Origin of the sequence: Providencia rettgeri, assembly GCF_041075285.1 — a bacterium.
Classification (GTDB): Bacteria; Pseudomonadota; Gammaproteobacteria; order Enterobacterales; family Enterobacteriaceae; genus Providencia; species Providencia rettgeri_G.
In genome coordinates this window covers 886,215-901,039 of record NZ_CP163512.1, presented here as the reverse complement: position 1 = coordinate 901,039, position 14,825 = coordinate 886,215, and the positions used below count along the sequence as shown (strand labels likewise).

The following is a 14,825-nucleotide window of genomic DNA, read 5'->3' as shown; positions in this document are numbered from 1 at the left end:
GTACATTTTGCCAAACACGAGAAACACCATCATGACAGGTAATAATACGTTGGATCTGGATAGCACTTATCGTTTTTGGCGCCGCCGACTGATGTTATTTATGATTGTGGGCTATGCCACTTTTTACCTAACGCGAAAGAGCTTCAATTTCGTGATGCCCGTCATGCAAAGTGAGTTACTACTTGATAAAAGTGATATTGGTTGGATTGCCACCGCGTTTTACCTAACTTATGGCATTTCGAAATTTTTATCAGGCATTTTCCACGATATCACAGGCTACCGCTGGTTTATGGGGGCTGGCCTTGTGATGACGGGGTTACTGAATATCATTTTTGCCTACTGTTTATCGTTCCCTGCCCTTTTATTGGTCTGGACGTTAAACGGTTTTTTCCAAGGGTGGGGATGGCCACCTTGTGCACGAATTCTCACCCACTGGTATTCGCGCAATGAACGTGGGTTTTGGTGGGGGTTGTGGAACATATCCATTAACCTTGGCGGTATGCTTCTGCCTTTACTCACTGCGCTGTTAGCAACGCAATACAGTTGGCAGATGGCGTTAATCGTCCCTGGCGTGATCGGCGTGGTGGTTGGGCTATGGTTATGTCGTCAATTATGTGGCACCCCACAAGAAGAGCAATTACCGAGTGTTGGGCAATGGCGTCAAGATGTGCTGGAACTGCGCCAAGAACGTTTGTCTCCCCCTATGCCCATGTGGGAAATTTTAAAAGAAGCCATTATTTTCAACCGAATGATTTGGTTATTAGGCTTCTCTTATATTTTAGTTTATCTCATTCGTATGGCGATAAACGATTGGGGAAATCTTTGGTTAACAGAAACACACGGCACAAATTTACTCAGCGCTAATGCAACCTTGTCGTTATTTGAATTGGGTGGGCTACTGGGTGCACTGTGCTCAGGATGGGGCTCAGATATTTTATTTCGCGGGCAACGGGCCCCTATGATTTTGCTATTTTCATTGGGGCTGTGTATCTCCGTCAGTGCGTTATGGCTAACCCCAATTCATCATTACGCTTTATTGGCTGTGTGTTTTTTTGCTATCGGTTTTTTTGTTTTTGGACCACAAATGTTAATCGGTCTCGCTGCAACAGAATATTGTCATAAAAAAGCAGCGGGCGCGGTAACAGGCTATCTTGGGTTGTATGCCTATTTAGGGGCTGCAATTGCAGGATGGCCGCTCTCTCAAGTCATTGCACATTATGGTTGGTCTGGGATGTTTACCTTGCTAGCCAGTGCAGCGGCCTTGATGGGGCTACTGCTTATGCCGCTTTTGATTGCTAATGTCAGCAAGCGAGAGCACATGGCAGGAACTGTTTCACCCTCTGATAATTAAAATCTGATAAAGGATTGAAAATGAAACTGAAAACTCTCTCTACTCTCGTCGCAGCAGGTTTATCCCTCGCCGCTATTTCTACCACGGCAAGTGCTGCGGGTCGCCTTGTCGTTTACTGTAGTGCAACCAATGCGATGTGCGAAACAGAAACTCAGGCATTCGCAAAAAAATATGATGTGAAAACCACTTTTGTTCGTAACGGCTCAGGTAGTACTTTAGCTAAAATCGAAGCTGAAAAACGTAACCCACAAGCGGATGTGTGGTATGGCGGAACCTTAGATCCCCATTCACAAGCCGGTGAAATGGATCTACTTGAACCCTACAAATCACCGAAACTAGCTGAAATCATGCCGCAATTCCAAGATCCAGCAAAACGCAAAGGTAACTATTCCTCTGCGGTTTACATCGGGATTTTAGGTTTTGGCGTGAATAAAGATCGCCTAAAAGAAAAAGGGCTGCCTATCCCAACATGCTGGAAAGATTTAACCAAACCTGAATACAAAGGCGAAATCCAAATCGCTGATCCACAAAGTTCAGGTACAGCCTATACCGCATTGGCAACATTTGACCAACTTTGGGGTAATGAGCAAGCTTTTGATTACCTGAAAAAACTGAACTCAAATATTTCTCAATACACTAAATCTGGTATTGCCCCAGCACGTAACGCCGCACGGGGTGAGTCTGCAATTGGTATCGGCTTCTTACATGATTATTCATTAGAAGTGGAAAATGGCGCGCCATTAGAATTAATCGCACCTTGTGAAGGTACAGGTTATGAAATCGGCGGGATCAGTATCCTGAAAAATGCACGTAACATGGATAATGCAAAATTATTCGTGGATTTCGTTCTGTCTAAGGAAGCACAAGAACTAAGCTGGAAAGAAGGTAAATCTTACCAAATCCTCACCAATACAACGGCGGAATCCTCTCCAATTTCGCTAAAACTGAAAGACTTAAACCTGATTAATTACGATATGGATAAATACGGTGACGCTGAGGTCCGTAAAAATCTTATCAACAAATGGGTTACTGAAGTCAAAATGAGTAAATAACCACCCTGTGCGGCGTAAATGCGCCGCACTGAGCACTTACTAAACTAAAATAAAAATTAATTTAATTAAGCTCTAAATAGTTTGAGTTGTCCCAAAGTGGCAAGTGACGTTATTCCTAGGAACATACACCAGTATGTAATTAGGATAACAGAGCGAAGCCAACACCGTGATAGCGCAAAATATGACGAGCTTAGGGGGAACTATGTCTCAAACCCTAACTCTGACACCACCCAAAAAGCGAGATAGCACCTTTTTTTGGCTGCTATTAGCGTGGATTGGTTTTGCCTTGTTACCGTCGTGGAGCCTTGATTATGGTTTACTCGACTCTACCCAAGATGAAATCCTCGCCGCTTATGGATGGAGCAGCCTGAATATTAGCTGGCTTTGGTATCTCTTGCCATCGCTCCTCTTTATTCGTCCGTTAACACCAGCGGATCGTTACCACAAAACACGTCATTATTTCGATATTGCTGTCGCGGCAATCACGGCGGTTGTCGTGATCCTCACCGCTTACTTTGATGGCAAAGGACTCGGCTATTCGGCCATTGTGCTGTTTATTACCTTAGGTATGGTAATGACACACGCATTAACCCGCCTCGAATGGCTCGGTGGCGACCAATTTGTGATTGGCTCACTGATCACCGTTGTCGCGCTTATCACCTTATTTATCGTATTCCCAAGTGTCGCGATTTTTATCCCCATGTTTACCGATGGTAATGGGGATTTCGCGCCCTTTGCCTTTGTGGCGATTTTAACGCAATCCCATATTGTTCAGGTTATCATCAACTCAGTATTCCTATCTTTAGCGGTAGGAGCCGGATGTACTTTCTTTGGGTTAATTTTAGCGATCTACACCACACGTATTGCAAAACGCTCCGCCATTATTGGTCGCGTTTTTTCTATCTTACCGATTGTCACACCGCCGTTTGTTGTGGGGCTCGGTGTTACCTTGATGATGGGGCGTTCAGGATATATCACTGAATTCCTTGCCACTTACATGGGGTTAGAAAATACTAACTGGTTATATGGCTTTACGGGAATTTGGCTTGCTCAGGTGCTTGCCTTTACCCCAATGTCATTTATGATTTTAGATGGTGCGATTAAAACCATTCACCCGTCATTGGAAGAAGCGTCATATACCCTGCGCGCTAATCGCTACCAAACGTTCTTTAATGTGTTTATGCCGTTGTTAAAGCCGGCATTAGCTAACGCATTCTTAATCGTTATCGTTCAGTCACTTGCCGACTTTAGTAACCCATTAGTGTTAGGCGGTAACTTTGACGTATTAGCCACGCAAATTTATTTCTATATCACAGGTTCACAATTGGATTACCAAGCGGCGAGTACCTTAGGGGCTTCTCTGTTAGTGTTCTCGCTATTGGTGTTCTGTGTGCAATATATGTGGATTGGTAAGCGTTCATATGTCACGGTATCTGGTAAATCATACCGCGGTGACGTGCAACCATTGCCAACCTCGTTAATTGTCACGGTCACCGCGTTCTTAGCGATTTGGGTCGCCTTTAACGTCCTGTTATACGGTAGCATTTTCTATGGAAGCTTCACCGTAAACTGGGGTGTGGATTACACCTTAACCTTAGATAACTTTATTAAATTGTTCGGTCAAGGCATGAGTGATGGCGCATGGCCTTCACTACTTGATACCCTTCTGTATGCAGGGATTGCCGCACCAATTACTGCCGTTCTCGGCCTGTTAATTGCTTATATCGTGGTTCGTCAAGATTTCCGTGGTAAGAAAACCATCGAATTCACCACCATGTTATGTTTCGCCGTTCCAGGTACAGTTGCGGGGGTGTCATACATTTTAGCCTTTAACGACTCACCGTTTTATTTAACGGGAACGGCTGCCATTGTCATTATTTCGATGACTATGCGTAACGTCCCTGTGGGGATCCGCGCAGGTATCGCGGGCTTGGGGCAAATTGATAAATCGTTAGACGAAGCCTCATTGAGTTTACGTGCAGGCTCTATGCGCACCATTTTCTTTATCTTGTTGCCACTGTTACGCCCAGCCATTTTATCCGCGCTGATTTACAGCTTTGTCCGAGCGATCACCACGGTCAGTGCGATTGTGTTCTTGGTTACCCCTGATACACGCGTGGCCACTGCCTATATTCTTAACCGCGTTGAGGATGGTGAATATGGCGTTGCGATTGCGTATGGCTCCATTTTGATTGTGGTCATGCTCGCAATTATCTTCTTATTTGACTATTTGATTGGCGAAGCCCGTGTTTCACGTTCCAAAGCCAAAAATGCACAGTAATCAGGGAGCAACTGATATGACACAACATAATTTTGTTGAATTAAAAAATGTGACTAAACGCTTTGGTACCAACACAGTCATCGATGATTTAAGTCTGTCCATACCGCAAGGTAGCATGGTGACCCTATTAGGCCCATCCGGTTGTGGAAAAACCACGGTTTTACGTTTAGTTGCAGGTCTTGAAAAGCCAACTGAAGGTCGCATATTTATTGATGGTGAGGATGTAACAGACCGTTCAATACAGCAGCGTGATATCTGTATGGTATTCCAGTCTTACGCCTTATTCCCACACATGTCATTAGGGGATAATGTGGGTTATGGCTTGAAAATGTTAGGGTTACCAAAGGCCGAGATCAAAAAACGGGTCGATGAGGCATTAGAGTTAGTAGATTTAGCCGGTTTTGCTGATCGCTTTGTTGACCAAATTTCAGGCGGGCAACAACAACGTGTCGCTTTGGCGCGGGCCTTGATCCTCAAGCCTAAAGTGTTGTTATTCGATGAACCCTTAAGTAACTTGGATGCTAACTTACGTCGCAGTATGCGTGAGAAAATTCGTGAGTTACAACAGCAATTTAATATCACGTCTTTATACGTTACTCACGACCAAAGTGAAGCTTTCGCCGTATCGGATATGGTTTTAGTAATGAATAAAGGCAAAATTATGCAGTTGGGTTCACCTCAAGAACTCTACCGCCAGCCAGCTTCGAAATTTATGGCAAGCTTTATGGGGGATGCCAATATTTTCCCTGCAACATTGACCGTTGACTCTGTCGATATCTTTAATTATCGCTTACCACGTCCTGCGCAAATCACCACGGCGCAAACGCAAGTCACTGTTGGTGTTCGCCCTGAAGCCATCACATTAAGTACACAAGGTGATGATAGCCAGCGCTGCACAATCACCCATGTTGCCTATATGGGACCACAATACGAGGTGACAGTCGATTGGCATGGTCAATCTATGCTGCTACAAATTAATGCAACCCAATTACAACCGAGTGTTGGGGAAAACCTGTACCTGCAAATTCACCCTTATGGTATGTTTGTGCTTGAATAATCGACTATGAACTAAAAAGCAAAACCGCCACATTGTGTTGGCGGTTTTTTTCATTTCTAACGAAAAAAGCAGAAGCGTTTTCGCCTCTGCGATACATTAATTGGACAATGATAATTATAAAAATGCTTTATATGGCAATTCAGGCTCATTTTTGAAAATATCACTGAAGCCGCGGTAATGCTGATAATGCATGCGATCTTTATCGGTTGGATAAGTGTATTTTCCACCTACTTGCCAGAAGAACGGAGCAAATTTATATTGCAGGCGCTCTTTTTTCATATTCCATAATACTTCAATTTCACGGGGATCATTTTGAAAGTTTGCCCAAATATCGTGATGGAATGGAATAACACGTTCACAGTCTAATGATTCTGCGGCACGTAAAATATCTGAAGAGGTCATTTTGTCAGTGACACCTCGCGGATTCTCACCATAGGAAAGTAACGCCACATCAATATGGTAACGGTTACCATGCGCTGCATAATAATTTGAATAATGGGAGTCACCTGAGTGATAAATAGAGCCTCCGGTGGTTTCAATTAAATAGTTCACTGCGCGGGAATCCATACCATCAAGGATCCCTTTATCATAGGAAGAAACACCTTGTGGCAGTGTCACTAATGCGGTGCGGTCAAAGGAATCTAATACACGGATTTTCATATCCCCGACATCAATCACATCACCGACTTTCGCCACCACGCAGCGCTCAGCCGGGACTCCCCACTTTGTCCATAAATCCACGCAAGCTTGCGGTCCGATAAACTTAACATGATCACCGCAATTTTGTAGCACTGCGGCGGCCACATTCACATCAATATGATCCGCATGGTCATGGGAAGCTAAAATGGCATCCACTTCTTTAATCGCAAATGGGTCAAGGGGAAAAATTGCTGTACGCAAGTTGGGCTGCAAGGCTTCTACGCCCCCCATACGCATCATTTGGTGCTGCTTATTCATCAGTGGATTTTTTTGCGTTTTTTTCCCTGTTCCACACCAAAAATCAATGGAAATATTCGTGTTACCTGCGCTTTTCAACCAAATACCAGTGCAACCTAACCACCACATTGAAAATGTATTGGGTTCAACAACGGTTTTTTCAATTTCTTCATTTAGCCATGTTCCCCACTCAGGAAACGTGCTTAAAATCCAAGACTCACGTGTGATTTCATTGACTTTGCTCATAGTGATAATACCTTTTTCCAGAATTTTAGATGTCGGGAACCTGATGCCTTAATTAAAAAAATTAAGGCATTCGGCTAATTTGTTTAAATTCAATAAAACAGGTAGGCGGCAGAATTAGACGAGTATCACTCGCGTTCCTTGGGCTTTAATACTTTCAATCACCTGAGGATTAGCATTTTTTCCAGTAATCAGAACATCTATCTTATTAGCTGGACAAAATAGCATTCCGGTTCGATGCCCCACCTTGGAACTGTCCACAACCACCACCAACTTATCGATTTGATCTAGCATCTGCTGTTCAGCCACGGCGGTTAGCATATCGGCTTTATATAAGCCCGCTTCTGTTAGCCCCTTCCCTGACGTAAACATCCAGTTACCTGCATAGCCCATTAATGTATTAAGGGCAGGATTTAAAAAGATGTTTTGTGCTTTGTTATACTGCCCGCCAATCAAAATGACATCATCATGGTCTTCATCAATTAAATAACTGGCTAGCGGGAAGTAGTTGGTAACGATCTGTACATTTTTACCGCAAAGTTGCTGCCCTAACATAAACGCAGTTGAACCACAGTTAATCACTGCGCTTTCCCCCGGAAGGCAAAGCTCAGCCGCTTTGATGGCAATTTCTGATTTTTCTTTGTAGTGGTCAGTACTATTAATATTAAGGGGTGTCCACTTACGCTTTTTCTTTTCGATTCGTTCTGCACCATTGCGGACTTTCCGCAATTTACCTTGCTCATCAAGCTTTGAAATATCACGACGAGCGGTTGCAGGAGACACATTAAACTGTTCAGTAATATGAGAAACGTTAATCACCCGATGCGTTTCTAATAACGATAAAATTTCATTGTGTCTTTGCACTTCATTCATAACTATCGCCTTATTGATAAATAATCACTTCAATGACAACTTATGACTCAAAATGATTATTGGTGATTAGTTTTGATTCTATTTATCTCATCTTCTCTTGTCAACCTTTGCCTAAGCAAAAAATTGATATTTGACATAAATAAAATTAACATATTGATTTTATTTGAAATTTAAAATTTTACGTGATCGAGTCGCCATTTATTTATTTTTTTACTGGTAAAAAAACAGACAAATGCAAACAATCATAAAAGAGCAATTCGTGATTACATTTGATCTAAAATGATTTTTGCGAGACCACCAATCTATTTAAAATGATTATATCGCAATAACACCAGATACGATCAATATGATTAATCTCTGCCCCATATAAATTACAAATACAATTTGATTAGAGGTAAAAATATGGATTTTTTATACGACGCCTTCTATATTTTTTACAGCCAAGTCATGACTAAAGCGCCTCTATTACTAGGCTTAGTCACATTTATTGGTTACTGGCTGTTAAAACGTGATGGTACAACAATCCTCAAGGGGACAATCAAAACAATTGTCGGTTTTATGTTAGTTGGCGTTGGTGCAAGCACCTTAGTGTCTAGCTTTAAACCCGTCATCGAGAAAATGTCTGAATACCACGGACTCACAGGCTCTGTCATCGACCCATACACCTCAATGATGGCCACCATGGAAGCCATGGGTGATAACTATTCATGGGTCGGTTATACCGTATTATTAGCCCTCGCGATTAATATCCTGTTAGTCCTCTTTCGCCGTGTCACTGGTATCCGTACTATCATGTTGACGGGACATATTATGTTCCAGCAAGCGGGATTAATCGCCGTTTTCTATTTTGTTTTAGGCTCAAGCATGTGGGAAACCATTTTATATTCCGCAGTGTTAATGGCCCTTTATTGGGGGATTTCCTCCAATATTATGTTTAAGCCAACGCAAGAAGTCACAGGCGGCGCGGGGTTCTCTATCGGTCACCAGCAACAGTTTGCCTCATGGATAGCCACCAAGGTTGCACCAAAGCTTGGCGATAAAAAAGATAGCGTCGATAATTTACAGTTGCCAAAATGGCTGCATATTTTCCACGATAGCATTTCTGCTACCGCCATTGTGATGACACTATTCTTTGGCGTTATTTTGATTTCCTTTGGTCTCACCAATCTACAAACGATGGCGGGTACCACGCACTGGACCATTTATATTCTTGAAACCGGCTTGAAATTTGCCGTTGCTATTCAAATCATCGTGACGGGTGTGCGCATGTTCGTGGCTGAGCTTTCTGAAGCGTTTAAAGGGATCTCTGAGCGCGTTATTCCGAATGCAGTTCTTGCCATCGACTGCGCCGCAATATATGCATTCTCCCCAAATGCGATGGTCTTCGGCTTTATGTGGGGGGCAATCGGTCAGTTTGTTGCTGTGCTAGGTATGTTAGCCTTCAATTCGCCCATTATGATCATCCCTGGGTTTATCCCTATGTTCTTCTCCAATGCCACCATCGGTATCTTCGCAAACCATTTCGGTGGTTGGAAAGCGGTGATGAAAGTCTGTTTTGTGATGGGGATAATCGAAATTTTGGGTTCAGCATGGGCGATTGACTTAATTAACCGTCAAGGAACTGATTTTAGTGGTTGGATGGGAATGGCTGACTGGGCTCTCGCGTTCCCTGTCATCATGCAAGGCCTATCCTTCTCTAAAATGTTCTTTTTTGTGATTGTTGCCCTCGCGATAGTGTACATGTACTTTGCTGCAAAAAAACTGCGGGCAGAGGAGGACGCTCAAGGCACGCTTGAAACCGAAATCGAGATTATAGAAGAAGCGTCTGCGCCACTTGAAAACAGCGGAGCCAAACCTGTTCGTATCTTAGCGGTTTGCGGGAATGGGCAAGGCTCCTCCATGATGATGAAAATGAAAATTGGCCAGTATCTTGAGAAAAAAGGTATTCCACACATTATGGATTCCTGTGCCGTGTCCGACTATAAATCAAAATTAACCGCAACCGATATTATTGTCTCGTCAAAACATCTAAGTGCAGAGATGGATCCCGGTGAAGGTAAATTTGTCCTCGGGGTGCAAAATATGCTTAACCCAAATTCATTTGGTGATGAATTACTCAATATTATTCATACCAATTTTATTCGTCAGTGAACATGATGCTCCCTCGATAGAAGCCACCGCGTTGCTATCGGGGTCACTATTACGTAAAAGGACGGTCATAATGGGATTTAAACAATCATTAATCGACAACAACTCTATCCAACTCCATGCCAATGCAGCCAATTGGCGCGATGCGATTAAAATTGGTACGGATATGCTAATTGCCTCTGGTGCCATCAAACCCGCCTATCATGACGCTATCATCAGTAGTGTAGAAAAATTAGGTCCCTATATCTGTATCGCACCAAACTTAGCTTTACCCCATGCACGACCTGAAGACGGCGTTATTCGCACCGCTTTTGCTCTCGTCACCTTAGAAAAACCGATTGTTTTTGATGGGGAAGATGAACCTGTTGACGTTTTAATTACACTTGCAGGTAGCTCTTCGGACGAACATATGGAAGGATTGATGGAAGTCACCCAAGTGCTGGACGATGAAAACAGCGAAACGGGTGTCGATCTTAATAAACTGCGCCAATGCCACACAGCCGATGATGTGTATCGCGTGATTGATGAGGCACTCGCGAAAAACGCTTAAAAGGATAAATTGATATGTATAAAGTGCTCGCATTAGATTTAGATGGGACGGTTCTAACGGCTCAACATACCATTCACCCTGAGGTTAAGTCTGCTATCCAAAATGCGACTAAACACTGCCACGTGATGATTGTGACGGGTCGTCACCATACTGCTGCGCGCCCTTATTACGATGAACTAGGATTAACCACGCCAATTATTTGCTGCAATGGTACCTATCTGTATGATTATCAAAATGAAAAAGTTTTGATGCATACCTCTATTGCCAAAGAAGATGCCCTAGCCTTTACTAAATTGGCACAAGAAAATCAATTCAAACTGGTGTTATACACCACCAATGAAATGACCTATTCAAAATCACAACCTATTGACTATATGAAAGATATGGAACAGTGGGCCGCAGATCCACACCTTGCTCATCCCCCACGAATTTTCCGTATTGATTCATTTGACGATCAGATCCGCAATACCGATTACGTTTGGAAATTTGTCGTTGAAGGCGACCCAAATGCCATTGAGAAATTAATGGATGTGGCGTGGGTTAATGACAAATTCACCGCTGAGCGTTCATGGGTCAACCGCATTGATATTGCTTGTAAAGGCAATAACAAAGGCATGCGCTTAGCGCAATACGTCAAGCAATTAGGCCTCACCCCTGAACAAGTGATTGCCGTTGGTGATAATCATAACGACATTTCCATGATCCAATACGCAGGATTGGGTGTGGCTATGCCCCACGCTGATGAAGCTGTAAAAACTCACGCCAATGCTATCTGTACTACTGATAACAATCATGACGGGCTCGCCCGCTTGATACGAGAAAAAATTCAAGGATAACACTATGACTAAACCGTTGATTCAAATCGCGTTAGACCAAACCAACTTACCTTCTGCTCTGAATGTTGCTGAAAATGTGCACACTTTCGTTGATATTATTGAAGTGGGAACGATTTTAGCTTTTGCAGAGGGCATGAACGCGGTGTCAACTTTACGCCGAAAATACCCTAATCACATTCTTGTTTGCGATATGAAAACCACTGACGGTGGAGCTATTCTTTCGCGAATGGCCTTTGAGGCGGGTGCAAATTGGATCACGGTTTCAGCCGCGGCACATATTGCCACTATTGCGGCATGCAAAAAAGTCGCAGATGAATTTCAGCGTGAAATCCAAATTGAAATCTACGGTAATTGGACATTTGAAGATGCGCAAAATTGGGTGGATTTAGGGATCACCCAAGCCATTTACCACCGTTCCCGTGATGCTGAGTTGGCAGGTATCGGCTGGACAAATGAAGATATCGAAAAAATGCGTAAGCTGTCTGATTTAGGGCTTGAACTATCAATTACCGGTGGGATCGTACCTGAAGATATCCACTTATTTAATGGAATTAAAGCGAAAGCTTTTATTGCTGGTCGTGCATTAGCTGGTGAAAAAGGTAAGCAAACTGCAGAAGCCTTGCGCGAACAAATTAATCGTTTTTGGAAATAAAATGTTATAAGCTCACCATACGATTTGCCCTAAAATTAACTTCACTTTTAGGGTAAATCGTATTTAGATTATCAGCCCATAGACAAAATAGCCGCCTTTAAAACCACCATTACCATTAAATTTTACCCTGTTCCTTTACCCATAAATACTCTCACAATGCTAGCAGGATCCCATGCTTGTTTTATTTCAGTAATACCAAGGCTATTGTATTCATCCTGTAAACGCATGGCTGCAAGTGCATTCCCCAAATATTCGAGTTTTTGCTGTGTAGTATGGTCACGCAATCCAGGTAATAAGTTATGATGAATAACTGTTGGCTCTGGCAATCCATCACCCTGAATAATTTTCGCTTTATAGCCCGATTTCGATTGATAAATATATTGAATTTCTTTTTTGTTATTATCCGTTTTTACTATAGTTGGCGTTTTATTAAAACTAATTAAATGTATTTCATTATTCCCATCGCCATAACGTATAGAACTTCTACCCCTAACACCACCATCGATAATAAAAATATTATCGCCTTTTTTATCACTGACTTTACTATTACTTCCATTGATGATGAAAACATCGTCCCCACCACCTCCAGCTAGCTCAGCATGCCCTTTCCCTGCATATAATACATTATTACTCCTAGAAAAACGGGGTATTAAAATTTTTCCAGTTCCTATTTCTGTTTTATAAAATCGCCCATGACCACTGTTATCAATTAAATCAACCGAATTACCTTTTAAGTCAATGACAAGTTGTTTAAAAGAAAAACCTTGTGAAATATTAACTTTCGGTTTAGATAAATCTATAAAATCATATGAGGTGTTTTTAAAAAAACCTTTAAAGGCATACATGGGCTGCCAAGGCAATAATGATTGCTCTCTTTTCCAATATTGTTTATGCTCTGCCAAATACCTTACCATATGGCTCATGCTTTCTTTTACATCATTAGGAATATGGTGTGGAAGAGTATCATAATGGTGAATGTAATTTTTATTTTCCTTATCAGATGGAATTATTTTTATTTTCACCTCACGCAAATTTGATTTAGAACCGTATACCCGATAACTGAATCCGCTTTCTTTTTTTATAACATAATTTTTATTAAAGTGCATTAAATGAATGTTATTAATACCATATTTATCATTTATAACCGTTGTTCCAGAGCCTATTGAACCATCAACAATATAATGGTCATTCCCCTTTTTTCCATTTAATTTATCATTTCCTAAATCTGACAATAATAAATCTCCTTGATTTCCCCCTTCTATAACATTATCGCCATCTCCACCATAAAAAACATTCACACCTGTCGTTACTTTAATTTTATCATTACCACTTCCTGAATTAACAATTATACCAATTCCACTATATTCCTCAATATTATCATCACCTGCTAATGTATCAATTATCATATCGGGATACCGCCGCCCCGATAGAAGATGAACGTCATCAGATTCAGAGGTCAATAAGTTAGCTATATTATCATCAACTATCTTGTGCCCTTCTGTTCTCAATTTAATTTCAAATAAATTCTCATTAGCATCTTTTATATATACAGCGTTACACTTGCTATTTTCATAATTAATAAACTTTATATTTGTTATTTTATCACCAAAATTATTTTTAAAGTAGACAGATTGACCATCGGCATATAAATCACACCCATATGCGTCAGGGATTTTTATGATAATACTATTTCCATTGGCAGATTTTTCTTCTATTTTACTCAGATCAACTGTTAATTTTGACTGCCTAAGTTCATTTGGTTTTAATTGATAGATATCATTCCCACCAGTTGCCATAATATAGCTATTTCTATTAAGCATAGTTAAAATATCATCACTTTTGCTTCCAAAATAAGTAAGATTTGTAATATCCCCATTAAAGTTAAACTCTCCCCATATCGGAGGAGTATAGCCCTGATTATTAATAACTATATAATTATTTTCTTTATGAATCCGAACACTATCACTTGCATCCCTCTGAGCATAATCGGAATCTTGCAAATAAGTTATTTCATACAATTTTTGCATGTCTTCCATGTAACTATTATTTTTTAAAATAGGGGTTAAACTAAATCCATCCTGTGTATAGAGCTGATAATGGTGTTTTATCGCTTTACCTATCAAATGATCTTGATAACTATTTTTCAACGTCAATTTTAATTCTAACGTATCAGATTTATTATAAGGTGACTTTGCCTTAATAGTTATCAGTAAGTCATTACCTACTTGACTAACACTATCTATTTCTTTTAACGAATAGCCTAGGTGGACTTCACTTTTCCCTTTAGATGTTTCCACAATTCTTGCATTCAACCTAGTTACATTATTATGTTTAATATTTTCCCATTGATAGCGGCGTAAATAATAATTATCATCGCCATCTCCACCTCTTGCCACACCGGAACTAATCACAAGATGGTCATTCCCACCATACCCATTAATAGAAGCTTTTGCTGCGCCAGCATCTAAAACATTATCCTTTCTATTCCCTTTTAAGATAAATTTGGATTTAATATGACTATTTAAGATGACATTATTGGTACTTTCTAGCTTAATTTCATTACTTTTTATATTATCAGGTTTTATAGGATTATTCATTAAATTGATAGTTTTTGAGGTTCCATCCTGTTTCTTTAATGGAATTGTTTCTTTTTCACTATCAGAAACTAAATAAAAGCCGTCATTTACCTCTATTAGAGAAAGCGTTATGGTTTCATTGTTTTTTAAATATTCAGTATAATTATCATTCGAAAATAAGCTATTCTTTAGCTTCCTTGTTAAACTCAAAATCTATTCCTCGCCAAATCCATTTTATTTAAATTGAATTTTATTAATATTAAAATTCAT

Annotated in this window: 11 protein-coding genes; 8 read left to right on the top strand and 3 right to left on the bottom strand. The window is 40.9% G+C overall.

The features are described from left to right. The first annotated feature begins 31 nt into the window (after positions 1 to 31). The 4 genes from uhpC to fbpC all read left to right on the top strand — a co-directional run bounded on the left by uhpC (position 32) and on the right by fbpC (position 5,741). Positions 32 to 1,351 carry an MFS transporter family glucose-6-phosphate receptor UhpC gene (uhpC, locus tag AB6N04_RS04090; protein WP_369310652.1) on the top strand — a complete coding sequence of 440 codons (1,320 nt, stop codon included), beginning with the start codon at positions 32 to 34 and terminating at the stop codon, positions 1,349 to 1,351. Between the two features lie 20 nt (positions 1,352 to 1,371). Next, positions 1,372 to 2,403, top strand: coding sequence for an ABC transporter substrate-binding protein (locus AB6N04_RS04085; protein ID WP_369310651.1), 1,032 nt, complete (start codon positions 1,372 to 1,374; stop codon positions 2,401 to 2,403). Positions 2,404 to 2,605: 202 nt separating this feature from the next. Then, positions 2,606 to 4,684 (top strand): ABC transporter permease, encoded by a 2,079-nt coding sequence (locus AB6N04_RS04080; protein ID WP_369310650.1) that lies wholly within the window; start codon positions 2,606 to 2,608, stop codon positions 4,682 to 4,684. Between the two features lie 16 nt (positions 4,685 to 4,700). Continuing rightward, entirely contained in the window at positions 4,701 to 5,741 is a 1,041-nt protein-coding gene (gene fbpC, locus AB6N04_RS04075) for a ferric ABC transporter ATP-binding protein (RefSeq protein ID WP_369310649.1), read from the top strand. A gap of 114 nt (positions 5,742 to 5,855) precedes the next feature. On the opposite strand, the gene ulaG is transcribed toward fbpC, so the two are convergent. Together ulaG and ulaR are read right to left on the bottom strand one after the other, a co-directional pair. Next, positions 5,856 to 6,923 carry an L-ascorbate 6-phosphate lactonase gene (gene ulaG, locus AB6N04_RS04070; RefSeq protein WP_369310648.1) on the bottom strand — a complete coding sequence of 356 codons (1,068 nt, stop codon included), beginning with the start codon at positions 6,921 to 6,923 and terminating at the stop codon, positions 5,856 to 5,858. Positions 6,924 to 7,037: 114 nt separating this feature from the next. Continuing rightward, on the bottom strand, positions 7,038 to 7,793 hold the full coding sequence (gene ulaR / locus AB6N04_RS04065) for an HTH-type transcriptional regulator UlaR (protein WP_369310647.1): 756 nt from the start codon (positions 7,791 to 7,793) through the stop codon (positions 7,038 to 7,040). A gap of 402 nt (positions 7,794 to 8,195) precedes the next feature. On the opposite strand from ulaR, the gene AB6N04_RS04060 reads away from it, so the two are divergent. From AB6N04_RS04060 to AB6N04_RS04045, 4 genes are all read left to right on the top strand, one after another. Next, positions 8,196 to 9,944, top strand: coding sequence for a PTS ascorbate-specific subunit IIBC (locus AB6N04_RS04060; RefSeq protein WP_369310646.1), 1,749 nt, complete (start codon positions 8,196 to 8,198; stop codon positions 9,942 to 9,944). A gap of 70 nt (positions 9,945 to 10,014) precedes the next feature. Then, the gene (locus AB6N04_RS04055; protein ID WP_369310645.1) at positions 10,015 to 10,491 is read left to right on the top strand and encodes a PTS sugar transporter subunit IIA; all 477 of its coding nucleotides are present in this window, start codon (positions 10,015 to 10,017) and stop codon (positions 10,489 to 10,491) included. A gap of 14 nt (positions 10,492 to 10,505) precedes the next feature. After that, positions 10,506 to 11,327: a Cof-type HAD-IIB family hydrolase gene (locus AB6N04_RS04050; RefSeq protein WP_369310644.1), complete on the top strand. Its 822-nt coding sequence runs from the start codon at positions 10,506 to 10,508 to the stop codon at positions 11,325 to 11,327. Positions 11,328 to 11,331: 4 nt separating this feature from the next. Next, positions 11,332 to 11,979: a 3-keto-L-gulonate-6-phosphate decarboxylase UlaD gene (locus AB6N04_RS04045; protein ID WP_369310643.1), complete on the top strand. Its 648-nt coding sequence runs from the start codon at positions 11,332 to 11,334 to the stop codon at positions 11,977 to 11,979. 122 nt (positions 11,980 to 12,101) lie between these two features. Here the strand turns inward: AB6N04_RS04045 and AB6N04_RS04040 are convergent, their stop codons facing one another. Next, positions 12,102 to 14,765, bottom strand: coding sequence for a calcium-binding protein (locus AB6N04_RS04040; RefSeq protein WP_369310642.1), 2,664 nt, complete (start codon positions 14,763 to 14,765; stop codon positions 12,102 to 12,104). Positions 14,766 to 14,825: the final 60 nt, after the last annotated feature.

Coding starts and splice junctions, on each gene's coding strand:
- uhpC (WP_369310652.1), top strand. CDS start 32: ATGACAGGTAATAATACGTTGGATCTGGATAGCACTTATCGTTTTTGG.
- AB6N04_RS04085 (WP_369310651.1), top strand. CDS start 1,372: ATGAAACTGAAAACTCTCTCTACTCTCGTCGCAGCAGGTTTATCCCTC.
- AB6N04_RS04080 (WP_369310650.1), top strand. CDS start 2,606: ATGTCTCAAACCCTAACTCTGACACCACCCAAAAAGCGAGATAGCACC.
- fbpC (WP_369310649.1), top strand. CDS start 4,701: ATGACACAACATAATTTTGTTGAATTAAAAAATGTGACTAAACGCTTT.
- ulaG (WP_369310648.1), bottom strand. CDS start 6,923: ATGAGCAAAGTCAATGAAATCACACGTGAGTCTTGGATTTTAAGCACG.
- ulaR (WP_369310647.1), bottom strand. CDS start 7,793: ATGAATGAAGTGCAAAGACACAATGAAATTTTATCGTTATTAGAAACG.
- AB6N04_RS04060 (WP_369310646.1), top strand. CDS start 8,196: ATGGATTTTTTATACGACGCCTTCTATATTTTTTACAGCCAAGTCATG.
- AB6N04_RS04055 (WP_369310645.1), top strand. CDS start 10,015: ATGGGATTTAAACAATCATTAATCGACAACAACTCTATCCAACTCCAT.
- AB6N04_RS04050 (WP_369310644.1), top strand. CDS start 10,506: ATGTATAAAGTGCTCGCATTAGATTTAGATGGGACGGTTCTAACGGCT.
- AB6N04_RS04045 (WP_369310643.1), top strand. CDS start 11,332: ATGACTAAACCGTTGATTCAAATCGCGTTAGACCAAACCAACTTACCT.